Here is a 24,964-nt window from a genome sequence, read left to right as displayed (position 1 = left end):
AGCGGGGTTTTTTATGTCTGGAGTTTAGAAAATGACAACAATTACTAAGCAACAAGCGCGTAAGATCCAAGAGGTTGGTCTATTTACCTCAACCCTTCGCGCTCGTTCTTTCGTGAACATGCTGACGGAAGAAATCCCCAAATCAGCCGTGCCGGATAAAAAGGGCATGGAGAAGCAAACCAGTGCTCATGCTCCTATTGTGCGTGTGACAGACTTATCAAAAGGCGGCGGCGATACCGTCGATATGCAGATTGTTCACCACTTGAATAAGCGTCCTACCATGGGCGATAAGAAAATCGCAGGGCGCGGTGAGTCGTTGGACTTTACCAACTTTGAGCTGGGCATTAACCAAGGCCGTCACCAAGTTGATGCCGGTGGTAAAATGTCTCAGCAGCGTACAACGCATGATTTACGTAAAACTGCCCGTACATTGCTCGGCCCTTATTTCAACAACCTGCAAGACCAAGTTTCTATCATTCATGCCGCTGGCGCTCGTGGTGATTACTTTGCTATCGATAGCATTGTGCCGCAAGAGTCACATGAAGAGTTTGCTGAAATCATGGTCAATGACGTACTACCGCCAACCCACGATCGTCACTTCTTCGGCGGCGACGCGACTCGTTTTGAAGATCTTGACGAAGCTGATGTGTTCTCAATGGAGTCAGTTGATAACCTCAACCTTTTTATTGAAGAGATGGCAAACCCACTGCAACCCATTCGTTTTCAGGCTGATGAGCTTGCCGGTGATGAGCCTTTCTATCTCCTGAATATAACACCGCGCCAATGGGATAGTTGGAAGAAAACATCAAGCTATAAAGATTGGCAGCAATTGGTTGCCTCTGCGCTAAATCGCGGTCGCAACTTTAAACATCCTGTCTTTGCCGGTGAGTGCGCGATGATGGGCAATATTCTTGTGCGTAAGTACAAAGGCATGCCAGTCCGATTCAATCAAGGTTCGAAAGTCAAAGTGTCGAATAACGACAAGTTGGCAACGGTGTCTGAAAAAGAAGCCGGTACTACTGTTGATCGCGCCATGCTGATGGGTGGTCAGGCTTTAGCAACAGCTTGGGGTAAAACTCAATCCGGCAACTCTTTCTCGATTGTCGAAGAGAAAACGGATGCGCAGAACCGGACCGAAATTACGATTGGTTGGATGAACGGTGTTAAGAAAATCCGTTTCGCTGACAAAACAGGTCGCGTGAATGATCACGGTATCATCGTTCTCGATACTGCGGTCAAGCTTGGCTTTTAATTGATGGGGCGCATGTCGCCCCTGTGGAGTAAACACTATGGCTATTCATCAAGCCCCAAGCATGCGTGACCGCATTTATGTTGGTACGCATGGCAACGTTTCACTGGCTCAAGTTAATGTCGCTCTCGCTGCGATTGCTGCCAATGATGAGGTTCAAGTGATTGAGCTGGAAATTGGTATGAAGATCACCGGCTTTCGCGTGATCACGTCCGGCGTTGGCGCTGGCGTCACCGCTGATATTAAAGTCGGTAGCAAAGTAGTTAAAGCTGGCGTGGCTCTGTCCGCTGCCAAAGCTGAGAGCATTCTCATTCCAACGGAATACACAGAAAGCAAGCAGCCTTTATCGCTGGTCATTAAAGGCGGCACCGCAAATGGCACAGTAACGCTGGGTGTGGAATACCTAGCCGAAGGTTACTAACCAACCCAGTCAAAGGAAAGGCGGCATAGTCCGCCTTTTTGTTTTGGAGAGAAACTATGTCAAAAGTTCAGATTGTTTATATCGGGCCCAAAGAGCGCAAGCGAGACACCATCACTGGTAGTCGCCAAGTGTTCCCGCGCTTAAAGCCCATTGAAGTTACCGAAGAGGCTGCGGCTATCCTACTGCGCTTTGAAAACACCTTTGTGCATGTTGATGAGCTCGACGGCAAGCTTAAAGAGCATGAAGAAGCCGAAGCCAAAAAAGCAGCGCTTGAAGAAGAACTCAAGAAGCAAGCAAAGCTAGAAGCGGAGCAAGTTTCGTTCTTAGTCAATATTGGTGGTGAAGACGTTGATATTTCTAAGTTAGCGGCCGCGAAAATTCATACTCACATCGTTGCTGCGGGTCTTGATATCAAAGGCCAGCAATCCGGTGAAAGCGCTGATGATTATCGTAAGCGTGTTCGCGCTGAACTAAAAGGGTAAGCCATGAAACAAGTTCCGGTATCCGACTTTATTCCTTACCTAAGAAAGCTGGTTCCGGTGGACATTCCACTGGTTGCGAGAGAAGCGTTGGTTACTGCGGCTATACGCTTTTGTCGTGATACGCGGATCTTGATTTTTGTTAGTGAACTTGATTCTGTCTTCGATCGCCAGATAGTGAAAGCCGTTAGCAAATTGGCTGAGAGCAGGAGCACTGATGGCGGCATTAAGGCGTGCGATATTATCAGCGTAACGTCAAATGGCGAGTCGTTAGAGCCAGCGACGGATTATCACCTCGTGTCGCTGGATGAGCTTAGGTTCTTATCAGACTATCGAAACGTAATGATCACCTCTATCGTTGAGCCTACCCTTGATACCAAGTTTTTGCCTGAGCAACTCTTTACCGATTGGCTTCATGCGATTTGTCACGGTGCAGCAGCACTGATTTGTTCATGCCCAGGTGCGCCGAAAGACGTTGCTAAGTTGAGCCTGTATCACGAGACCAATTTTGTTGAAGCGATAAATCACGCAAAACGCTGGAGAATGGAATCGGCCCTCGTTGAGACTATCCCTAATCGTCGTAACCGAAAGAGAGAGTTCTTCTAATGAAAGCAATGGATCTAATCAATCGAGTGGCAGAGGAAGTTATCGATACTAAATTTAAGTTTTGGAGTAAGGAGTATCATTTATCTAGCCTCAATGATGGGTTATCTGCATTAATCATGGTTCGTCCCGATCTGGCAAGGAAGATAACAGAAATCAATTTAACCCCAGGTCAAATACGAGTGGTGTTGCCAGAGCAAGCTTATAAGCTTCTCTCTGTAAACCATTGTGGTGGTTACTCATTACAATATATTGATATTGATCGGCTCAATCAGAACTATGAGCGCTGGCGAATGATGGAGGATGAGCAACCGACAAACTGGACACGAAATGAGTTAGATGAAACCTCTTTCTTCGTATTCCCCAAGCCGACTATCCCCATTTCCCTTGAGTTTGAATATGCAGAGAAGTTGAGAATAACGAATATTGATGAACCAGTGCCAATCCCAGAAGTTTATGAAGCATTGCTTTTTCATTACATGACTTATCGTGCTTATTCAAAAGAGGGACAGCAAGAGTCACAGCAAGCCAAGGCTCAATCTCATTACCAAGCATTTCAGATGGCGTTAACCGGAAAATCAGACTCTGACTATCAAAAAGCGGCCCGACTTAAAGCGAGTGAGCGGGCCCTATCATGATGATAGCCGTTATGGCAGCTAATTTTGGTTTCAATGTATGCTTATAGATATTTCCATGATGCGCGGTGAAATCCCTCGTCTTATGCCGCACTTATTACCCAATGAAGCAGCAACAATTGCAACAGACTGTCAATTTGAGCGTGGAGTTGTCGAACCATTAAAATCTGATTTGCTAATCGCCTCTCTCCCCCAAAGGCCAGTAACGCTCTTCAAATATCACGATAAGTGGCTGCAATGGTCTCGTTTAGTTAATGTGATCAGGAACCCTATGGCTCAAGATGAATGGGGACGGATTTACTGGTCAGGGCAAGGTAAACCTAAGGTATCATCGAAAGATATCATTACGGGTTCTAACAGGATCAATCCGCAAGCTTGGTACGATCTAGGTGTTCCAGCGCCTAATTCACCTCCCATCGTCACTAATATTGATGACTCAACAGGCGAAGAGCCGCCAGAAGGTGAGCACGACAGTTATGATGATGAAGATAGAGTCTACATTCAGACTTTTGTGACTCGGTTTGGTGAAGAGGGTAAGCCTGGTGAACCCAGTAAAGCAGCTTTAATCGAGAAGCCCAGATCGACGGTCACAATTCAGTTATCACAACTTACGGTGAACACGCACAATATTACACACACTCGCTTATATCGTTCAGTTACGAACTCTGGTAACGCTGAATATGTCATGGTAGCGGAGTTGCCTATTTCTCAGCAAACATACAAAGACAGCACAAAGGATGCTAATGGTCCCATCCTAGAAACGTGGGACTACGATTTGCCAGATGAGAAGATGCAGGGACTTTGTGTAATGGCTAATGGAATATGCGCTGGCTTTGCTGGCAATGAAGTTCGTTTTTCGGAAGCGTATTTACCGTATGCTTGGCCTAAGTCTTATAGCCTCACGTCAGAGTTTGAGATTGTCTCGTGTGTTGCAATTGGCAACGCTTTGGTTGTGGGTACCAAAGGTAATCCTTATCTATTCACCGGTGTGACCCCTTCGGCCATTACCGCTACTAAGTTAAATAGTGAACAAGCGTGCGTATCAGCAGAGTCAATGGTGGCAATCAATGGTTCTGCGGTTTATGCCTCACCTGATGGCTTGGTGGCAGTGACTCAAGATGGCGCGACGCTCATCACCGAACAGATCATTGCTCGTGAAATATGGCAATCCTTTAAGCCTGAAACGATTAGAGCTTGGGCTAATGAAGGTCAATATATCGCGCTTTATGATGGTGGTGGATTTGTGTTTGATTTGACTGGCGGTCACTTCACTCAGATTAGTAACATATGGCATGCAGCTTATGCCGATCTAGAATCGGATAAATTGTTTATCGCTAAAGATAAAACGCTGTACGCGTGGAAGTCAGGCTCTGATCCACTCTTATATAAATGGCAAAGCAAAACATTTGTTGTTCCCAAACACTCGGTATTCTCATCGATGAGAATCGTTGCTGATGAGATTAAGAAAGTCTCCGTTGAGGTGTTTGTTGATGGAGAAACGATCCTCTCTTTGAATGAAGGCGATCTTGAAGATGAGCTATTTAGATTGCCAGCAACCAGAGGTAGCAAAGTTAGCGTTAAAGTTGGTGGTCGTTCTCGTATAGAGCGGATCATGATGGCTAGCACGATGTTGGAGCTGAGCTAATGAGTCGTTCCGGGTTTAGGGCGGGAAGAGATCAATCCAGCCTTACAGAAAACATCGAGTTATTGACTGGACAACGTGGTGATGGTGGAAGTAAAGCCGTAACGTACCGAGACCTAGCCAAGCTCGGCGTTTTAACCTTGCGAAGAGGATCGGGTGGTAAAGTTATTCCTGAAATCGCTAAACCAGATCATGGTGGTGGTAACCATGGAATATTAAGACCCACTCAACCTCAAGGTGTTTCAGCCTATGGTGGATTTGGCTCTATTTTAGTGAAATGGGAGAACCCGACTTATGCAGGCCATGCTCACGCTGAAGTGTTCAGAAACTCCGAAAATGTACTTGCAGATGCGACTCTGATTGCCACCGTTAACGCGAATGTTTTTAGCGATATAGTACCTGTAGGAAGCGGGTTTTATTATTGGATTCGATTTGTCAACGTGAACAATATTCAAGGCGCACATAGTACGCCTGCGTTTGCAAAAACCAGCTCAAATATTAGCGATGTGATTGATGAGATTGGCGAGCAAATGCGTGAGTCTGTGTTAATCAAGTATTTGGAAAAAGAGATCAACCTCGTTGATGAATCGCTTAATGAAGAGACCAAAAAGAGGCTCAGTGAACAAGCAAAAATAAATGAAGCCATAAAAAACGTTTCTGTTGAGACCAATAAAAATAAGTCGGAGATCCGTGAGACTCAGAGAGTCGTTTCCGATATCAATTTAGGTTTATCGCAAAAAATATCTACAGTAGAGTCTCAAGTAGGTGAAGTGAGTTCAGCTGTACAGTCAAATTCACGGGCAATATCAGAAACCAATCGCTCGTTATCTCAGCAGATTAATACGGTGCAATCTGAATTAAAAGGAACTAAATCCGCCGTTCAGACGAACACCAATACAATAGCGCAGATAAATAAAGATGGTACTACGGCTTTTAAATCCATGTGGTCAGTAAAGGCTCAAGCGGGTCAGATAACAGCTGGTATTGGTATTCTTGCGAAGAGTGATGGCACTAGCCAAGTCGCGGTGAGCGCTAGTCAGTTTTTTGTCTTTGACCCGAAAAACCCTAACGCAAGTATTACTCCTACCTTCGCGATTGATAAGGGAAGAGTGGTCATTCCGAAGGCTCTGATCGAGAATGCGACCATTCAGATACTTCAAGCCCAAAAAATTACTGCTGATTTTGTTCGAGCTGGCGTAGCGATTTCATCGCCTAAAATTAACGGTGGTCAGGTGAGAGGTGGTGATGCAGGGTTTGGATCAGGGGGGCCATACAGTGGCTATCGAACCTTCATTCATAGTAATGGATTATTGCAAACCAATCATCTTCAAGCCAATGGTGGCTACATAAACAACGTTCTTGCCCAAAATGTCACTATTGCTGAGAATTGTACGATAAGGGGTCACCTGGATGGAGCTAGCGGAACGTTTAAAGGAACGGTACAAGCAGACAAAATTATTGGTGATATCGTGGGCGCAGCTCCTGTACGTCTTTCAAAATCCGTAGTAAATGGTCTCAATGGACGCTGGACCAGAATAGGCTCTATATCAGGGAAAAATAATCTTGGTGGTAGAGCGAGTCTAGTTATGATCCCAGCGTTATTCTCGGTTAGTGTTTCTTCTGGTTCTTCCACTCAAGCATCGACTATAGGGAGATGTAGAGTGATTTTTAATGGTTCGGTATTGGCTATGTCTACTGCAGATTTATCAATAAGTGGTAAACCTTATGCGACGGGGACTCGGGAGTTTAATGCCCCTCCTGTCATTGTTGAAGTGGAACCAGACCAATCATTTTCACTAGCGATAGAAATAAATGCGGGACATAACGCAAATGGTAGCTCTATCAAAGCAATTTCTGACTCAATTGTGCAATTATTTCGAAGGGGTGCCTCTTTTAACTAATCAGCCCTACTCAAAATGGCGCGATCACCTGTTGCCGATCATTGAACAAACCGAGCAACGAAATGATCACGAGTTTGCTAACCAAGTTGATGAAGCCCTGCTATCTGGTAGGGCTTCTTTGTTTCTGGTTGCAGATGGATTTTTTGTATTAGAGCCATCTTTTATTGAGGGAGAAATGGCCGTGTGCGTTCTGTTTGCTTACAGCTTTAATAAAGGCTCGTCAGCTATCTATTTACCTGTGATGGAAAAGCTAGCTAAAGAGGTGGGTGCAAAAAAACTGTTGTTCTGGACAGCGGTAAAAAAACTTCATAGCGTGCTGGTTGCGCATGACTTTCAAAAGATAGAAAGCGGCCACATTGACCGCTGGGAAAAGGTGATTTGAATGGGCGGCAAGAAAGACAAAGTGAAAGAAACACCCCAAGAAATTGCTCAAGCAGAGATAGCCAGTAAGCAGTGGGCTTTGTATCAAAATGAACTCAAGCCCTTTGAGGATAACTTCATTCAGCGTGTTGATGGCTTGAACAATAAAAACAATATAGATAAAGCGAAGGCTTCAGCAGATTTAAGTTACAACCAAGCTTTTAGCCAATCCAGAGGTGAGGCGGCTACCGGTATGGCTGCGGCTGGCGTTGACCCGAGTAGCGGTAAGTTCAAACAAGCGATGAGCGATATCACTCAAGATCAAGCGCTAGGACAGGCAGATACCGTAAACCGAGCGCAGTCTAGTCAGCAAGATAAATACATTGCGGGTTTGTCGGATGTAGCCGCTATCGGTATGGGGCAGCAAGCCACGGCAATGGCAGGACTTGCAGATGTGGCCAGCTTAAGCCAAAACAAAGCCGCTAACGATGCCTACAACTCGTTTAACCGGCGCAGTGCTAATCAGCAATTTGTTGGCGCGGTAGGCGGCGCAGGTTTGAGAGGCTATGACGAGTGGCGAAGAAGTCAGCCTCAAGTACCGTCCACATTAACCAATGACACACTCAATAGAAATACGCCGAGGTAATCATGAGCTACTCATCAAGCACTTATGCTCGTATTCAAAGAGAGCAATATGACGACTGGTTGAATCGTTTTTACCCCAAACAAAAAGAGCTGATGACCAAAATGCAAGATGGCTCTTTACTGAAAGAGCAGCTTGGTCGAGTCGATCAGAACATGCAATCAAGCATTCAAGCTGCAGAACTGGGTAACGCTAATCGTATGGCACGTTATGGTTTAAGTGATGTTAATGGCGGTGTTAACAATGCTAAAGCCGCGCTTGGTACTGTGGCTGCAAAAAATGGCCTGCGTGATTACGAACGCGAGCGAAGCATGCAGGTATTATCAGGCTCCGGCATGGGAATGAATCAATGAGTAACTACAGCTTATTAAGCCTAGCGCAAGGGACGAAAAACAATGCACTAATGGGATTGAGAGATGCAGCGAATAATGAGGAGCGGCGAAATCAAACGAACCAACAACTAAAGCAGGCGCACAAGCAACAAACACTGGGTAATGCTGCTACTGGTGCGGGGATCGGCATGATGGCAGGTGGACCTGTTGGTGCTGCGGTGGGAGCTGGCGTTGGCTTAGTGTTAGGAGGACTTTTCTAATGGCGTTAGATACCAGAGGGATTGCCGATGGTTTTATTCGTGGTTTTGAAGCAGCGGATGGCTATTACAATCGACAAAGGGCAATGGGCCTTCGTGAAGAAGACGCACGCATGCGCAAAGAGAGTCATGAAGTTGGGCTTAAAAGTATCGATCAGCAAATGCAATTGCGCGAGTCTCAAGAGCAGAGAGCGCAAGGTCAGTATGAACATAGCTTGAGTGCCTATGATGATCAGCAAAAGCTAGCCACTCAACAAGAAAAAAGAAATCAAGAGGCTCACTCTGCCAATATGGGCTTAAAAGAGGCGAGCACAAGCTTACATAAATTCAGGCTTGAGCACGAAAAAAGAGCCGCTTTTATTAGTGAAAACATGCCATTAATTCAAGCAAAGTGGCAAGACTTGGCTAATGGTGGTGATGATTTCTCTGTATTTGACGCGCCTGAAATCAAAGGCTCTGCTTACGATCCTCGCCGATACCTTGACCCTAAGCTTCAAAAAGCCAGAGAAGTGATTGAGAAAGGGATGCAAAATGCAGACGGGATACAGGGTTTCTTTAGCGATCCGAAGGCAGTTGAGGCGGTCGGTACTTTCTATGAACCCAACATAAAGCAGGTGATAGGAACAAAATCAGCAGACGGTAGAGTGATTAAAAATGCGAAACTGGGTGGTGTTCATCTTGCTCAAGATATCAGCCCAGATATTCCAGGCGATCAGCCAGGTATCGTCATGTCTATTGATGTCGATTATGGCGATGGTAAGTGGGTTCGAAAGCCAGTGACGGAAAATCGCTCATCCGCTCAAGATGATTTTGTAAAAGTGATCCCGCTTGAGCATGCTATGCAAGATCTGATGGGGCAGATGAAGTACGCCAAGATGGTAACATTTACCAATGCTTATCAGCAGCGCTTTGGATCTGGTGATAATGGCTCAAATCAAATGGACGCTGAAATGAGAAAGGCTTTATTGGAGATAGATAAAGCCGAGGCAAAAGCGCTTGAGGCTGGCGAGTTAACCGCAGAGCTGCAGCAGCAATACAACAGTATTCGTGAACGAATCACTCAACGATATGCTACTGGCAGTGCCAATCATGGTCAGCCCAATGTTATGCAGGAGGCCTCGGCCAATCCTATAGAGCAATGGGCGAACGATGAAAGCAAGCAAGCTTTCTTGTCTGAACTTAGTGAAGTTATGCCACTGGATGGCATGCCGATCGAAACTATTGAGCAAATATACCAAGACGTTATACAGGAAAAGCGAGCTTCAGAATTGGAGGAATTCTTACGCTCGACCAAGGGCATGACCGTTGAGCAGGTTCGTAAGGCGGCTGCAGAAAGGGGGCTTGATTCTGACGAGCAAGCCAAAGTGGTCAGTCAGGCAAGGCGTAACGAATATCTAGAGAGAACGCCTGATGCCATTAGAGATTTACCTCAGGCAATTGCGGAGAAAGCCTCTCAATTTGGGGCAAACCGAGCAAACCTAGAAACTGGTAAGGTTGTACCAAGACCATTCTAGAATTCGCCTCAAAATAGGGTATTATTTACCCATGATGCAAAGCCTCACCCTTTTGGGTGGGGCTTTTTTGTTGCCCGGAGAAAAAGATGCAAGACAAACAAATGCTCGGACAAGGCCTGCTGCCCAATGCGACCGTCAACGCTCAAGTAGATATGAGTCAGCCAACGCAAAAGCCAAAGCGCTTTTTGCCTGAAAACTTTAATCCGCAGAAGTATATGCAAAGGCAAGAGCCAGAAAACCTTGATGTATCGTTTATGGACGCGGTAAAGGCTGTGGGTAGCGGTGCAGCAAGCATGTTCGCAGGTGTTGGTGAGCTTGGGCATCAAACCATCGGTGTTGGCGCTGGATTGCGCGACATTTCTCAGTCTATATCAGAAAGCTTAATCGATAGCATGACGCCTGACGGTCAGACCGCGTTGAATCGCTCTCTATTTACCGAAAATGAAAATGGCCGGCTTGCGCTTGGTGATGGTGCAAGCGACATTGACGTGTGGGCAATGAAGATTGCGCAGGGTCTGGGCTCTCTTGCTGGCACGGTATTGCCTGGCGGAGCAGCAGGGGCGGCAGCAAGGGTTACTCTTGGTCGAGCCATCACGAATAACATGATAAAGCGCGGCCTTAGTGAAGTAGCTGCAAAGCAAGTGGCTGATAAAGCGGTTGGCCACATTGCTGGAGCAGCGGCTTTAGGCGGTGGCTTTGCTGGATCTTTAGGTGGCGGGGCTTTAGATGCAAAAGCAGCAGTTTTGGATATGGATTTTAACTGGCTAGCGGAAAACTCAGATACCTTTCGTGACAATGCGCATCGAATAATGACCGATCCTAAATATGCAGACCTATCACCAAAGCAAAGAATGGAACTTGCAAGAGAAGAAACGGCAGAGCACGCCAGTCAGTCAATGATGGCTAATCCTATCTCCATTGCTGCAAGTGCGGCAGGTGCACTCGGTGATAAGATGTTATTTGGTGCGATAACCGGAAAGTTGGGTAAATCAGTAGCCGGTGGGGCAACCAAAGGTGCGGTTGGTGAAATGGCTGCAGAGGCTATGGAGTCTGGTGGTCAAGCTTATTCAATGAATACCACATTGAATGACGTTGCTGGAACAGATACCGATCCGTGGCAGGGTGTTAAATCTGCCGCTGCAGAAGGCGGCGTGATTGGTGGAATGGTGGGTGGTCCTGTGGGCGCGGTGGGTGGTTACCGTGGAAGTAAGCAACATTCGCCTCTAGATCAAACGCCGCCATCCGAAACTCACACTGTTGAGCTTAATCAAGAAGAACGAGTTGATGAAGCTACTCCTAGCCAGAATGTCAGTCAGACAGCTTCCGATCAAATCAAAGCAAGGTTTGATGAGTCTCGATCGTCCTTGGTCGAATCGGGTGTGCTTCCCGAGCAAAATGATTTGCAAGAAACTATTCAGCTTGCAAGAGCGCTTGACCCAGAGAGAGCTGCGCAAATAGAAGCAGAGTTGAAAGACGAATCGATTAGCGAGGAACGGGCGAATCAACTTGAGGCTGAATACTTTAATCTTGCTGAAAATGCTCGACGAATGGATATCGATCCGGTGAGTGCCATCGTTGAAGATAGGCTTGCAGCGAATAAAAAACGGCCTGTTAAATCAGAGTCTAGTCAGCAAACAGAGCAGAAAATCCAGACCGAATTACAACCAGAAACGTTACCAGCAGAAATAGCGGATAAGTATGGCTTGCCTCGTGACTATGAGCCAACGAAACAAGCGCAAGCAATTCGAGAGCAGCAAGGTATTGCGTTAAGGGATGACTTAGAAATGCGCTCGGAACCTATTCAGGCACAGCCAGTTAGCCCATCCGATGTTAACCAGTCTGCCGTTGATATTAGGCAACGCCTACTTGAAAGCGATCGGCAAGAAAGAGATCAGCAAAGGCTGAGAGCTAAGGATTTTGAGACGGCTAAAAATCAGTTTAAACAAGATCGAAAGCTTTCCAGAGACGATGTTAGTATTGAGCCACAGGCTGGTAAGTCAAACTTTTCTAATCGCCCCAACAGCATGAAACTTAGAGAGCAAGGAAAAAAGCCTGTTCGTGATTTTGAGGGAATAGAAAGAAAAACGAGTGCCATTAAAAAGCAATTAACTGAGCAATTAAAACAGGAATCAAGCAGATCTCCGAAAGCGAATAAAATTGAGGACTTTGGCGAAGTTCTTCACGGTGCAAAAAAGCACATAATGGGGGCGCTAGGTGGAGCCCTTGAGAAAAACCAAAGCACTGATGACATTACATCTCAGCCACTTTCTAAAAGCTGGCCAAAGCCGGACGCAAAGAAAATGATCCAGGAGGGAGTAAGCCCAGAAACAGTGGCGGCTTTATCCATAATCAGAAGTCGAATGGCACAAGCGAAACCAAGGAATACTCACAAGCTGGCTCGATGGTCTAGCGCCGTGAAATCGGGTTTAGACTTGTCGCGCATGATTGCTAATGGCGACATCGATTTATCCCAAGCCGATCTCCCTAGCACCTTAAAGGATATCAAGTCACTCATGAAATTGGCAAAGGACTTGACGCCGGAGCAGATAGATAAGTTGGCAAGCTATTCAATACGCTCAGGAAGTTACTCTCTCGCCGACGGCAAAAGATACAATCCGCCAAAGACGCTGTTTGATATTGTAGGTCCCCCATCTCGGAAAATAACGGGAAAGAGCTTTGAAAGTGAGGCCGAGGCAGTAGAGGCGCTAAAAGAATTGCTAACCTCAGATCACGACAGCTCAACAACCTCGAAAAGAAAAGCCAATATCGATGTTTATAGACGCCGATCACCGGATGGTCAGTCTGAGTATTTTATTGGCCTTAAGGCTGGCAAGAATGTTGTCACAGTAAAGGATGGGTTTGATAGTGGTAATGCAGCGAGGGAGTATTTGCAGTCAAACCGAGAGGCGCTAGAAAGTAAAATTAGCGATATCCGAAAAAAAGTATCACAAGAACAGCGAAACAAGAGTAATCGTGATCGTCAGGGTATCGAGCGTAGAAAAGGGGATGTTTCTCCCGAACAGTTTTCTGATGCTTTCGGTTTTCGCGGAGTACAATTTGGTAACTGGGTTGAAGGTGCAAGGCGACAAACAGAGCTCAATGATGCTTATGATGCGCTCATGGACTTGGCCGAATTGGTTAACATCCCACCTAAAGCCATTTCTCTTAACGGTAAACTGGGCCTTGCATTTGGTGCTCGCGGTAGCGGTAAAGCAAAAGCGCATTACGAGCCTGGCAGTGTTGTCATCAACTTAACCAAAACCAAAGGAGCCGGATCACTGGCGCATGAGTGGTTCCATGCGTTAGATAATTACTTTGGAAAGACTGCAGGTATTCGTTATAGCGAGTTTGCCACCGATGCGCGTCGGCCAGCGGATTTTCGTGGCGAGATCAGGCAAGAGATGGCAGAAGCGTTTTCTTTATTGAGAGACGCTATTGACGCAACGGGCATCAGTGATAGGTCGTCAAAGCTTGACGCCATGAAAAGCAAGCCATACTGGTCAACAATGGTTGAGATGCTAGCGCGTTCATTTGAATCTTATGTGATAGATAAAAATAAGGGCAAGGATATTACTAACGATTATTTAGCTAATATTCTCTCGGAAGAGCAGTGGCAGTCTCGTTATGGAAGAGATCCCGACTTAGATTATGCCTATCCAACCAAGTCAGAATTAAACGCGATTAAACCAGCATTTGATCACTTCTTCCAAACCTTAAAGCACAAGCCTGACGGTGATGGTGTCCTGCTTTACAGCCGTGAGAGCTTCTTGCAGCAAGCGCCAGTAAAAGGAATGACCGTCAAAGGTGCTGAACTTGCTGCCGATCAATGGTTGAAAAACTACAAGGGTGGCGCAGGAGTTAAAATTCAGGTGGTGAAAACTCAACCAGAAGCCGAGGCCATAATGGGCGCAAGCTTTGATGGCTCAGTGGTTAGCGCCTTGTATAGCGATGCAAGACGGCTTGTGGTCGTCGTGGCTGACAACATTGAAAACGCCAAAGATTTACGCCAAAAGTTGCGCCATGAAGTGTTGGTGCATCACGGCCTTAGGGCTGTGGTGGGTGATATGGAATACATGAAGATCATGGAGCGTATTGCTCAAGGTAAAAACTCACCACATCTCAAAGAACTCTGGGATACCGTGGATAGAAACTATAAAGGGTTTGAGCCTCTTTATCAGGTTGAAGAAGTGCTAGCGCATGCTGCAGAAATAGAACGACCAGCCATTAAACGTTGGTTTGATAGCATCGTTGAAATAATAGCTCATGCGCTGCGTCGTGTTGGCTTGATGTCGCCTGGTGATATGACCAAATCGGAGATGTACAACATCGTCAATACGTTAAGCGATCGAATTAAGTCAATCAACCAGTGGGCTGACAAATCAAGGCCCGAGGCAAAAAACACTGAAACCAGACTTTCTCAAACGTTGTTTTCTCAAAAAAGCCGGGTTCCTGAGCATGCTGACATCATTAAAGGGGAGCCAGTTAAGGGCTCAACAATGAAAGAAAAGCGCCTTTATGCCCAGCAGCAGGGATTTAGTCGCGCCGGAATCTATACTAACAAAGATAGTGGCTTTGAAATCACGGTTGGACGAACAGGAGTTAAACACACCACGTCGAGAAAGGCGTTCGATCATTTGCTTTCATCAATGAAGTATATAGATCGAATCATTGAAGATTCACTTTATATTGGGAGCAAACCCGAAGCCAAGGGAAACGCTAATGTTAAAGCCCATCATTACTTCGGAATTAAATACGAATTAGAAGGTCAAGTACACGATGTAGTTGTTGATGTAAGAGAGATGCCGGATGGTAAATTTTACTATGATCACTCTTTCGAGAAAGATGTTTTAGCTTCCGATGGCAACGATTCAGGGTCGCGCCTACTTCCCCTAGAACCCGATAACAATACTAGCAGAGTTGCGGAAGCTGATGAAATATTAACCACGCACGATAGTGGTGTCAATAATGTTTCAGAGGAGCATGATACGGGGAAGATTAAGTTTTCTAAACGAATGGGTGATTCTGCGAACTTAGATCAGCCGTTTGTGACCAATCCCGGTGCAATTTCGCCTCGCTGGAAAGAGTTAGCCAAGCTAAGAGGATGGTGGGATTCTGCAAGCGATGTGTTACGGCGTAACGATGCAACTAAACCCGTTGCAGAGGCTATTGATAACTTTTATGACTTAACTCGTGAACACATGGGCACTGTTAATACCATTATTGATCCTACATTTAGTAAGTATCGAAAACTTAACAAAGCTGACAAAAAAGCGGTTGATAAAGAGTTTGAGAATTACATGCATGCTAAAGAGAGTGGTAATGCACCCGATAAAGCCAAACTGTCAAACATGACTCGTGAATTGGTGGAAACGTGGGAGCAGGTTGCTGATGTTACTGGCCGGATCAACAAAGAGGTTGGCGTTAAGGTTTATGACGTTGTTGCCAAAGAGTGGCGAGACATCGGCTTTTTATCAAAAGACTTCTGGCCACGTAAGCTGCGTCCTGAAATTCAGCAAGCCTTAGCCGACCCTGCAAATCATCACGATACTTGGCGAGCGATGGCCCAAGCACTTTATGATGATGGTCGGATTGATAGCGTGGATTACCAAAAGGCCTCAGAGTACATCGGTAAGGAGCAGGCAAAGCTACCTAAAGACAGCCATAACGATTACTTTGCGGGTACCGAGCAAGCTCGTGGCGTAGCTCTGCCTGCGTTCTTTTATGATTATACTTGGGATGCCGCCATGCAGTATAAGGATAAATGGGCAGAAGCTACTGCGCGTATCCAGTCGTTAGGTCAAAGAGCGGTGACGGGGCAAGATCTGATTGATACCACTGCTGAGAGTATTACAGACCAAAATACGCTTAAGTATTTAAGGGCAACTCAAGACAGGATTTATAACCTTGTTCCAAACGATAGTTATATTCGAGGCGCAGCAACGTTAAATACCTTGGCTACCGGCTTACAGTTAGGTAACCCGGCAACGGCATTGCTAAACCTGATTGGTGGTACTGCGCTAAACTTTCAGGCTTACGGTCCCGTTAGGGCGACCAAGGCATTGATTTCTGAGCTAAAAGACTTGTCTGGCAATATCAAAGACGCGCGAAAAGTTGGGATCTTAATTGATGATTACTTGATGCTCCAACAAGACGCAACCCAGGCAGGGGTAAACGAAAGCTTGCAGAAGTTTGCTACGAATATGATGAAGTGGGGCGGCTATACGCCAATGGAACTGTTTATCCGTACTCATTCACATGTGATTGCAAAAAATATGCTTCGTGAAAGTTTGGCTGCATGGAATCAACAAATTGATAGCAAGAAGTCACTCAAAGAGATGGCGTGGTATCAACGAAATGGTTTTGATGTTGATACATTGATTGCTGAAAATGGCCAAGGGCCAGAGACAAATCGCTTTTATCGCAAGGTAGTTAATACGACTCAGGGGAGTTATCGAATCGACCAAACTCCTATCTTTGTGGATTCGCCGATCGGTAAGTTCTTATTTAAGTATCAAAAATTTGGCACTCAGTTGTCTCGTATGTTCTGGATAAACCATTTAAAACCCTTTATTGATTCTGTTACCAAAGGTGGCGAGACGATAAAATACACCAAAGATGGTAAGGAATATTCCGCTAGGGTAAAAACGTTTATGCCTATGGTGAATTTCTTTGGCGGGGCAATATTAGCCGGTGCAGGGCTTAATGCTTTAAGGGCGGCTATTTTTGGTTACGATGATCCATCTCCAAATTTAGATGAGATAGAAAAAGCACTAGCAAACGATGACACAGCAAAAGCGGTTGCGCTATCTGCAAGCCTAGCTTGGAACTCTATGATGGCAACCGGCGCACTTGGTTTCTTTGGTAACTACATTCAAATGGCGAGAGACGTTGCCGATAGACAAAGAGTTAAATCTCCCATTGATCCACCTGCGCTTGCGCCAGTAAAAGCTTTTGCAGAACTTGGATTAATTCTTGCCGAGCAAGGTACGATCACAAAGAAAGACATAGATAAACTAGCCGACACGATTTCTATTTATCGAACCACTAAACGCGGTGTTTTAGGTGCGGCTGATAATGTTGGTTTGGGGTTTGACGTTGCACGATTGGAAGGCATTCGGCGAGATAGGAATGATATTCGTCGTTACATTCGCCGGTACAGTAATGATATTGGTCTCGAAAGTAAGCGTAGAGCTCCAGAACGTTATGGTAAGACAGAAATGTCACCGATTAATGGTGCATTAATTGAGGCAGCATTGCTCGGCCAACCAGAGCGAATGAAAGCAATTGTGCGTAAACATCTTGAAAGCCTAAAAACGCCTAGTGAAGTACAAAGCGCATTAACTAGCATGCGATCGGCCATTCGTTCAGCGCAGCCAATTCGTGTAAGTTTAAGCCCGTCAATTCGTGAGCGAGCAGAGTTCTTGAAATGGGCGGAAGATAACTTAACGGATTCAGACTATCAGAAAATGATAGAGATGGATCGCGCTTATGTTGAGGCAGCGACCGCAGCAGGCTTGATGACTAAATCAAGAAGAAATGAGCTGGCTAGGCAAGAGCGTAGGCATCGAACATTGACCAGGGAGTTTGACAGTGATCGAGCGCGAGAAAACTTCTTACGCAGACTTGGGGTTTAGTTTTTATAGAAAAGCCCTCCACTAAACAGAGGGCTTCTAATTCCAGACAGTGCAAGCGAAAGCTGTCGATGCCAAGTTAACTGCTTATGAGAATATCGCGCAACTATTAACTATTTATTCTGTTCTATTTTTGCGAAGTATATATAACTTTTATGCGCAATCGCATGCTTATCTGTTTGTCGTCATGATTTTTACAAGTAGTACTAATTGATATAGCTACATTAGTTCAGCCAAAAGAATAGTGTTCGATCAGTTATGATAAAACTAACCTTTATGTTTTAATATGGCATCGAGCTCTTGTTGAACTTATCAAAAGAAATATATTGCGATCTAAGTCGCATACGTTAGAATGCGTCGGTACTAAAGAACAGGTGCATCCGTATTTGTACCAAATTTTGTACCAAATCAGTTTTAAATATTAAGCTTTTGATATAAAGCATTGATTTTTAAGAATAAAAAACAAAACATGTGTTGCTTGGTGTGCAACACCACTGTAAGGATTATTCATGCCTATTATTACTCTTCCTGACGGCAGTCAGCGTCAATTTGATCACCCTGTCTCTACCATGGACGTCGCTCAATCTATCGGTCCTGGTCTTGCTAAAGCAACCATTGCAGGCCGTATCGATGGCCGACGTGTTGATGCTTGCGATCTGATTGAACATGATGCAAGCCTTGAAATTATTACGGTTAAAGATGAGGCTGATGGATTAGAAATCGTTCGTCACTCTTGCGCGCATTTATTAGGGCATGCTCTTAAGCAGCTTTATCCGCAAGCAAAAATGGCTATCGGTCCAACCATCGATAGTGGTTTTTACTACGATATCGATCTTGATCATTCGCTCTCACAAGAAGATCTTGAGCGCATCGAACAGCGAATGAAAGATTTGGTTAAAACCAAATACGCGGTTGTTAAGCATAAAGTCAGTTGGCAGGAAGCTCGGGATACTTTTGAATCTCGTGGTGAACCTTATAAGATCGAAATCTTAGACGAAAATGTTGCTCGTGATGATCGCCCTGGTCTTTATCATCACGAAGAATATATCGATATGTGTCGTGGTCCACACGTACCTCATATGGGTTTTTGTCAGCATTTTAAACTGCTCAGTGTTGCTGGCGCGTATTGGCGTGGTAACAGTGACAACAAAATGTTACAACGCGTTTATGGCACGGCTTTTCATGATAAGAAAGCACTACAAGCTCATTTAACTCGTTTAGAAGAAGCGGCCAAGCGTGACCATCGTAAAATTGGTAAGCAGCTTGATCTTTTTCATATGCAGCAAGAAGCGCCGGGGATGGTTTTCTGGCATCATAATGGCTGGTCTATCTTCCGTGATTTAGAAGTTTTCATTCGTCATAAATTAACGGAATATGATTACCAAGAAGTGAAAGGTCCATTGATGATGGATCGCGTTCTATGGGAACGTTCTGGTCACTGGGATAAATACGCGGACGCGATGTTCACTACATCATCAGAAAATCGTGAATATGCGATTAAACCGATGAACTGCCCAGGTCACGTACAAATCTTTAATCAAGGTTTGAAATCATATCGTGATTTACCCTTGCGCATGGCTGAATTTGGATCGTGCCATCGTAACGAACCTTCAGGTTCATTACATGGTATTATGCGTGTGCGTGGTTTCACTCAAGATGATGCGCATATTTTCTGTACTGAAGATCAAATACAACAAGAAGTAACATCGTGCATTAAAATGGTGTACGACACGTATAACACCTTTGGTTTTGAAAATATTGCGGTTAAACTATCTACCCGTCCTGAAAAACGAGTAGGCAGTGACGAGATTTGGGATAAGTCTGAAGAGGCCCTGAAACACTCGCTTGACGCAATGGGTATTGCCTATGAGATTCAAGAAGGTGAAGGTGCTTTTTATGGTCCTAAAATTGAATTCACTTTGTATGATTGCTTGGATAGAGCATGGCAATGTGGCACAGTTCAATTGGACTTCAATCTTCCATCACGTTTAGGCGCGACCTACGTTGGTGAAAGTAATGAGCGCTTAGTCCCGGTTATGATTCACCGTGCGATTTTAGGTTCTCTTGAGCGCTTTATCGGTATTCTTATCGAAGAATATGCGGGTTTCTTCCCAACGTGGTTAGCTCCTGAACAAGCCGTGGTAGTCAATATCACCGATAAACAGGCTGATTACGCTCAAGAAGTCGTACAAAAGCTACAAAAATGTGGCATTCGTGCGAAAGCGGACTTGAGAAATGAGAAGATAGGCTTTAAAATCCGCGAACATACTTTAAAACGTGTACCGTATATGCTCGTTTGTGGCGACCAAGAAATGGAAGCTGGTGAAATTGCAGTACGTACTCGAAAGGGCAAGGACTTAGGTAAATTTAAATTGGATGATTTTATAACTCACATCCAAGCCGAAGTTTCTAGCCGTCAGCTCAATCTGGAGGAATAAACTATTAAAGGCGGAAGACGTGGCCAACAGCCGGCCAAACCAAACCAGCACCGTTTAAACGGTGAAATTCGTGGCGTTCGTGAAGTTCGTTTAACTGGCGCAGATGGTGAATCCGTTGGTGTTGTATCAATCAGCGAAGCACTAGAAGCGGCCGTAGAAGCTGGTATGGATCTTGTAGAGATCAGCCCTAACGCCGAGCCACCTGTTTGTCGTGTGATGGACTATGGCAAATTCCTCTTTGAAAAGAGTAAAGCTGCTAAAGAGCAGAAGAAGAAGCAAAAACAGGTCCAGATTAAGGAAATAAAATTCCGTCCTGGAACTGATATCGGAGACTATCAGGTAAAACTACGCAACCTGACTAGCTTCCTTGAAGAAGGCAACAAAGTGAAAGTAACTATTCGCTTCCGTGGCCGTGAGATGGCGCACCAAGAAATCGGTGTTGATGTTTTGAATCGTCTGAAAGAAGATACGGCTGATATCGCGGTAGTAGAATCTTTCCCGAGCAGAATTGAAGCACGTCAGATGATCATGATGCTTGCCCCTAAAAAGAAGTAATTAACGGCATTGCAAGTAATAAAACCTAGTGATTAAAAGCTGGGTTTTATTCGCCCTAATTACATTGTTATTAAACTACTACAATGCGGAGTTATTCATCATGCCTAAGATGAAAACCAACAAAGGTGCTGCTAAGCGTTTTAAGAAAACAGCTGGTGGTATTAAGTACAAGCACGCTACTAAACGTCACATCCTGACTAAGCGTACTACTAAGAACAAGCGTCAACTACGCCCTAACTCAATCCTTCCGAAATGTGAAGTGGCTGGTGTTATGCGCATGTTGCCATACGCTTAATTCTTTTTAGTTTATTTATCGTTTAGTTTAGGAGAGACATAATGCCTCGCGTAAAACGTGGTGTACAAGCTCGTGCACGTCATAAGAAAGTTCTAAAACAAGCTAAAGGTTACTATGGTGCACGTTCACGTGTTTACCGCGTAGCTTTCCAAGCCGTTACTAAAGCAGGCCAATACGCTTACCGTGACCGTCGCACTAAAAAGCGCCAGTTCCGTCAGCTATGGATCGCGCGTATTAACGCTGCATCTCGTCAAAATGGTCTATCTTACAGCCGTTTCATCAATGGTCTTAAGAAAGCATCTATCGAGATCGATCGTAAGATCCTCGCAGATATCGCAGTATTCGACAAAGCAGCATTTTCTGTTCTTGTTGAGAAAGCGAAAGCTGCTCTGTAATAGAGTTTTAACTGTTTAATCGAAAGGAGGGCTTAGGCTCTCCTTTTTTATAAGCGAGATAAAGGGCTCAATACCCCGTTTGCTCCTCTATCCAATACATGAGTATAAATTTGTGTCGTTGAGACGTCAGAATGACCAAGCTGCTCTTGTACCGTTCGAATATCAGCTCCTGATTCGAGAAGATGGGTCGCAAATGAGTGTCTTAGCGTATGGCAAGATACTGATTTTTTAATTTCAGCTTCTTTTACTGCTCTTTTTACGGTTCGTTGCAATGAGGTTTCATTAATATGATGCCGACGTAATAAGTTGCTTTCCTTATCAACCGATAATGCGTTAGATGGAAATAAGTAATGCCAATGAAATTCGAATGGTGCTGTCGGATATTTGCTATTTAATGCGTTAGGCAACCATACGCCACCATAACCTTTCGTTTCCATATCTTTATCGTAGTATCGTTTTGCGAGTGATATTTGTTCCTTGATTAAAGGGTGTAACTCTTTGGCCAGTGTTACTGTTCGATTTTTCCCTCCTTTTCCCTGCCATATCCTCAAAGCTCCATAATCAAAATCGATATCTTGTATACGTAAGCGAACGCATTCCATCAATCTTAGTCCTGAACCATAAAGTAGTTTGATGTGAAGCTGATATTTTGGATCAACATGATTAAAGAAGCGTTTTATTTCTTCTCGCGTCATGACGATCGGTAGCTTTTTTTCCAATTGAGATTTTTGGAATTTCATTTCCAGTGTTAATGGCTCTTTGATGATCTCCCTATACAAAAAACTCAGTGCATTCAAAGCCAATGATTGTGTTTTTGTTGCTACTTTTTTTTCAACAGCTAAGTAGGTTAAAAAATGTTCGACATCACGAGAGCCTAATAGATTAGGGTGAGTTTTATTATGAAAGACCACATATTGCGTTATCCAATGTATATAAGATTCTATAGTTTTGTTAGCATAATACCTGACTTGCATATATTCCTTTACGCTAAGCAGAAATTGAGATTTCATACATAAGTCCTTTGCTGTTTTTATATACAGTGATGTGGGTTTTATAGGCTGTCAATAACTAAGTGGCATTTTGCCGTTTATTTAGATCTGCTTCTCATTGCGATGGTGTATAACATGATGAATCAGATGGTTATTATGTTACGATTGTTCGACCTTTGCTCTAAAAAGGCGGCGGTAGCGTGGAAGAAAAGACGGCATGTTTCAGTGTAATAAGCGTTATGTGCTTCAAGGATGAACAATATGAATTACGATGAATTTAATGAATTTTGCGGCTCTTTCCCCGCTACTAGTCATGTTGTTCAATGGGGCAATTCTGATGTATGGAAAGTAGGCAATAAGGTATTTGCGGTCGGAGGTTGGAGCTCTGACGGGAAATCGGCATTTACTTTTAAGGTGTCAGACCTGAACTTTGATTTTCTGAGTAATTGTGATGGTTACAGACCAGCACCATATTTTGCTAATCGAGGAATGAAATGGATTCAGCAAACTGAAACGGGAAGTCGCCTTGATGATGAGTTACGTTATTATCTATCAAGTGGTTTAAGTAAAAAGAAGCAGGCTGAATTAGGGATTCTGTGTCAATCTGAAACACGCACATAACAAAGCGTTCAAGAGGGATTCGCAACGCGTAGCATTTTCGTTATGCGTTGATTTTATTGGTTTTTAGTGCAATGCGGTGAGTTGGTAGTTGCGTTACTCACCCCTTAACGCGGCGTTATGTGCTTAAAGTATAAAGGTAAATATGGCAGTTTTAGAAATTCTTACAGCACCAGATCTTAAGATTACAGCAGAGAAAGTTCAGGATATTGAATCGGTTCAGAAATTAATCGATGATATGTTGGAAACCCTATATTCAACTGATAATGGTATAGGTCTAGCTTCAGTTCAAGTGGGTCGTAAAGAAGCGGTTGTTATTATCGATCTTTCAGATAATCGAGATCAGCCATTGATATTGATTAACCCTGAAGTAGTGAGTGGTAGCAACAAAGCTTTAGGTCAAGAGGGGTGTCTTTCAGTTCCAGATTATTATGCAGAGGTGGAGCGTTATACATCAGTTGTAGTATCGGCGTTAGATCGAACAGGTCAGCGAATCACGATCGAAAGTGATGATTTTCTGGCTATCGTGATGCAGCATGAGATTGATCATCTTTCTGGTAATTTATTCATTGATTATCTTTCACCGTTAAAGCGTCAAATGGCGATGAAAAAGGTGAAAAAGTACGTCAAATCGCACTCTCAACCACGCACATAACAAACGGTTAAAGAGGGATTCGCAACGCTCGGCATTTTTATTATGCGTTGATTTCAGTGGTTATGGTGTTGTGCGGTGATTTGGTAGTTGCGTTGCTCACCCCTTAACCGGGCGTTATGCGCTAAAGGTGCACTAAAGGAGATGAAAATGGAAAATATACGTCAAATGGGTGTTTTAAAAAGCTATATCAATTTCCAACTATTAGACTATATCGATGAGAAGTTTTTAGAAGGGGATGAAGCCGCTAGATATTTAGTTACTTCATTTGCACAAAGAAAATCTTTTGAACCAAACGTCATATTAGATTGTATCTCATGTAAGGAAACTACATTAACATTACTATCAGGAATGATTTTTTTTGTTCGTTCAAATACTCTACCTCCAATTGAAGATGATAAATGTAAGTGGTGGAAACACATAGAGATTTCAATTGACCAAAACGATGACATTAGAGTAACAGCAATTACTATCATCCGTAATGCAATAGCACATTGGGATGAGGGACATACGGGAGTGGAATTTTTAGAGGGATCTACCAAGTTTAGCTCTCGTAAAGGCACATTATCAATCACAGATGAAGGTTTGCACTTATTAGTGATGCAAATGTATGGATATTCGCAACGCGCATAACAAACGCTTCAAGAGGGACTTCCAACGCGCGGCATTTTCATTATGCGTTGGCTTAAGTGATTACGGTGTTATGCGGAAATTTGGTAGTAGCGTTGTCAGCCCCTTAAGCGGGCGTTATATTGGTAATTGAGTTTGGAGCTTTAAATGAGTGATGTATTAAGTTCAATTGGTCAGGCTATCAGCCTGGCAAAGCGTTTACGTGAGATTAGTAAAAATATCGAAGATGCCGAGTTTAAGAACTTATTAGCAGATCTGAACTTAGAACTGGCGGATACAAAACTAGCACTTGCAGATGTAATAGAACAAAACTCACAACTAAAACTTGAAGTTAATGAGCTTAAAAACTCTCAGGGTAGTAATTTAAGCCAGTTAGAGTTCAGAGAATTTGCGTACTATGGTGCAAATGATGATGGTCCTTTCTGTTCAGCATGTTACGAAACTAAAAATCAACAAGTTAGATTAAGCAAAGTTACAGGAACATTCAGTACTTTTGGTCGTCACAAGTGTCCATCTTGTAAACAGTATTATGGTGGCTAAACCAATATAACAAACGGCTCAAGAGGGATTGCCAACGCGTGGCGACTTTAGTGCAAAATTGAAGTTCAGTGTTTACAGTGTGTTTTTTAAGTTCGGCGGTGCGTTGTCAACCCCTTAGCCGGGCGTTATGTTTTATTGAGCCTCAGCAAGATCAATTCAAAAATTTTAATGGGAAAATTCCGTCT

Annotated in this window: 22 protein-coding genes; 21 read left to right on the top strand and 1 reads right to left on the bottom strand. The window is 44.1% G+C overall.

Going from position 1 to position 24,964, the window contains the following annotated elements; translation table 11 throughout:
- The first annotated feature begins 31 nt into the window (after window positions 1–31).
- From CAG58_RS00745 to rplT, 17 genes are all read left to right on the top strand, one after another.
- Complete coding sequence (locus CAG58_RS00745) at window positions 32–1,252, top strand: phage capsid family protein (protein WP_161425786.1); 1,221 nt, start codon at window positions 32–34, stop codon at window positions 1,250–1,252.
- 37 nt (window positions 1,253–1,289) lie between these two features.
- Window positions 1,290–1,670 carry a hypothetical protein gene (locus CAG58_RS00740; RefSeq protein ID WP_161425785.1) on the top strand — a complete coding sequence of 127 codons (381 nt, stop codon included), beginning with the start codon at window positions 1,290–1,292 and terminating at the stop codon, window positions 1,668–1,670.
- 56 nt (window positions 1,671–1,726) lie between these two features.
- A complete protein-coding gene (locus tag CAG58_RS00735) occupies window positions 1,727–2,152 on the top strand; it encodes a hypothetical protein (protein ID WP_161425784.1) in 426 nt (141 codons plus the stop codon).
- Window positions 2,153–2,155: 3 nt separating this feature from the next.
- On the top strand, window positions 2,156–2,755 hold the full coding sequence (locus tag CAG58_RS00730; protein ID WP_161425783.1) for a hypothetical protein: 600 nt from the start codon (window positions 2,156–2,158) through the stop codon (window positions 2,753–2,755).
- A gap of 8 nt (window positions 2,756–2,763) precedes the next feature.
- Entirely contained in the window at window positions 2,764–3,390 is a 627-nt protein-coding gene (locus CAG58_RS00725; RefSeq protein WP_161425782.1) for a phage adaptor protein, read from the top strand.
- 37 nt (window positions 3,391–3,427) lie between these two features.
- Window positions 3,428–5,032 carry a hypothetical protein gene (locus CAG58_RS00720; protein ID WP_161425781.1) on the top strand — a complete coding sequence of 535 codons (1,605 nt, stop codon included), beginning with the start codon at window positions 3,428–3,430 and terminating at the stop codon, window positions 5,030–5,032.
- Window positions 5,032–6,930, top strand: a complete 1,899-nt coding sequence (locus CAG58_RS00715; protein WP_161425780.1) for a phage tail tip fiber protein — start codon at window positions 5,032–5,034, stop codon at window positions 6,928–6,930. Before CAG58_RS00720 ends, CAG58_RS00715 begins: the two co-directional genes overlap by 1 nt.
- Window positions 6,914–7,312 (top strand): hypothetical protein, encoded by a 399-nt coding sequence (locus CAG58_RS00710; protein WP_337247263.1) that lies wholly within the window; start codon window positions 6,914–6,916, stop codon window positions 7,310–7,312. The genes CAG58_RS00715 and CAG58_RS00710 overlap by 17 nt, the downstream gene beginning before the upstream one ends.
- Window positions 7,313–7,936 (top strand): hypothetical protein, encoded by a 624-nt coding sequence (locus CAG58_RS00705; protein ID WP_161425779.1) that lies wholly within the window; start codon window positions 7,313–7,315, stop codon window positions 7,934–7,936.
- Between the two features lie 2 nt (window positions 7,937–7,938).
- Entirely contained in the window at window positions 7,939–8,286 is a 348-nt protein-coding gene (locus CAG58_RS00700) for a hypothetical protein (RefSeq protein WP_110167294.1), read from the top strand.
- Window positions 8,283–8,525 (top strand): bacteriocin, encoded by a 243-nt coding sequence (locus tag CAG58_RS00695; RefSeq protein ID WP_161425778.1) that lies wholly within the window; start codon window positions 8,283–8,285, stop codon window positions 8,523–8,525. The genes CAG58_RS00700 and CAG58_RS00695 overlap by 4 nt, the downstream gene beginning before the upstream one ends.
- Entirely contained in the window at window positions 8,525–10,036 is a 1,512-nt protein-coding gene (locus CAG58_RS00690; protein WP_161425777.1) for a hypothetical protein, read from the top strand. Before CAG58_RS00695 ends, CAG58_RS00690 begins: the two co-directional genes overlap by 1 nt.
- A gap of 86 nt (window positions 10,037–10,122) precedes the next feature.
- Window positions 10,123–17,670: an LPD5 domain-containing protein gene (locus CAG58_RS00685; protein ID WP_161439684.1), complete on the top strand. Its 7,548-nt coding sequence runs from the start codon at window positions 10,123–10,125 to the stop codon at window positions 17,668–17,670.
- A gap of 506 nt (window positions 17,671–18,176) precedes the next feature.
- Complete coding sequence (gene thrS, locus CAG58_RS00680) at window positions 18,177–20,105, top strand: threonine--tRNA ligase (protein WP_004397152.1); 1,929 nt, start codon at window positions 18,177–18,179, stop codon at window positions 20,103–20,105.
- Window positions 20,106–20,108: 3 nt separating this feature from the next.
- Window positions 20,109–20,660: a translation initiation factor IF-3 gene (gene infC / locus CAG58_RS00675; RefSeq protein WP_083797783.1), complete on the top strand. Its 552-nt coding sequence runs from the start codon at window positions 20,109–20,111 to the stop codon at window positions 20,658–20,660.
- Window positions 20,661–20,760: 100 nt separating this feature from the next.
- Window positions 20,761–20,955 (top strand): 50S ribosomal protein L35, encoded by a 195-nt coding sequence (gene rpmI, locus CAG58_RS00670; RefSeq protein WP_004397162.1) that lies wholly within the window; start codon window positions 20,761–20,763, stop codon window positions 20,953–20,955.
- A gap of 41 nt (window positions 20,956–20,996) precedes the next feature.
- Complete coding sequence (gene rplT / locus CAG58_RS00665; protein ID WP_004397165.1) at window positions 20,997–21,350, top strand: 50S ribosomal protein L20; 354 nt, start codon at window positions 20,997–20,999, stop codon at window positions 21,348–21,350.
- Window positions 21,351–21,397: 47 nt separating this feature from the next.
- On the opposite strand, the gene CAG58_RS00660 is transcribed toward rplT, so the two are convergent.
- The gene (locus CAG58_RS00660) at window positions 21,398–22,360 is read right to left on the bottom strand and encodes an integron integrase (protein ID WP_161426240.1); all 963 of its coding nucleotides are present in this window, start codon (window positions 22,358–22,360) and stop codon (window positions 21,398–21,400) included.
- A 240-nt stretch (window positions 22,361–22,600) separates the two neighbouring features.
- Between CAG58_RS00660 and CAG58_RS00655 the strand changes: the two genes are divergently transcribed.
- The 4 genes from CAG58_RS00655 to CAG58_RS00640 all read left to right on the top strand — a co-directional run bounded on the left by CAG58_RS00655 (window position 22,601) and on the right by CAG58_RS00640 (window position 24,779).
- Window positions 22,601–22,960 (top strand): MmcQ/YjbR family DNA-binding protein, encoded by a 360-nt coding sequence (locus tag CAG58_RS00655; protein WP_161429722.1) that lies wholly within the window; start codon window positions 22,601–22,603, stop codon window positions 22,958–22,960.
- A gap of 142 nt (window positions 22,961–23,102) precedes the next feature.
- Entirely contained in the window at window positions 23,103–23,612 is a 510-nt protein-coding gene (gene def, locus CAG58_RS00650) for a peptide deformylase (protein ID WP_161429721.1), read from the top strand.
- A 147-nt stretch (window positions 23,613–23,759) separates the two neighbouring features.
- Window positions 23,760–24,242, top strand: a complete 483-nt coding sequence (locus tag CAG58_RS00645; protein ID WP_161429720.1) for a hypothetical protein — start codon at window positions 23,760–23,762, stop codon at window positions 24,240–24,242.
- Between the two features lie 144 nt (window positions 24,243–24,386).
- Window positions 24,387–24,779, top strand: coding sequence for a hypothetical protein (locus CAG58_RS00640; RefSeq protein WP_161429719.1), 393 nt, complete (start codon window positions 24,387–24,389; stop codon window positions 24,777–24,779).
- Window positions 24,780–24,964 lie beyond the last annotated feature (185 nt).

It is taken from the genome of Vibrio sp. V31_P5A7T61, from assembly GCF_009904895.1.
In the GTDB taxonomy this organism is placed as follows: domain Bacteria; phylum Pseudomonadota; class Gammaproteobacteria; order Enterobacterales; family Vibrionaceae; genus Vibrio; species Vibrio metschnikovii.
This window is presented reverse-complemented; position numbering and strand designations above follow the sequence as displayed.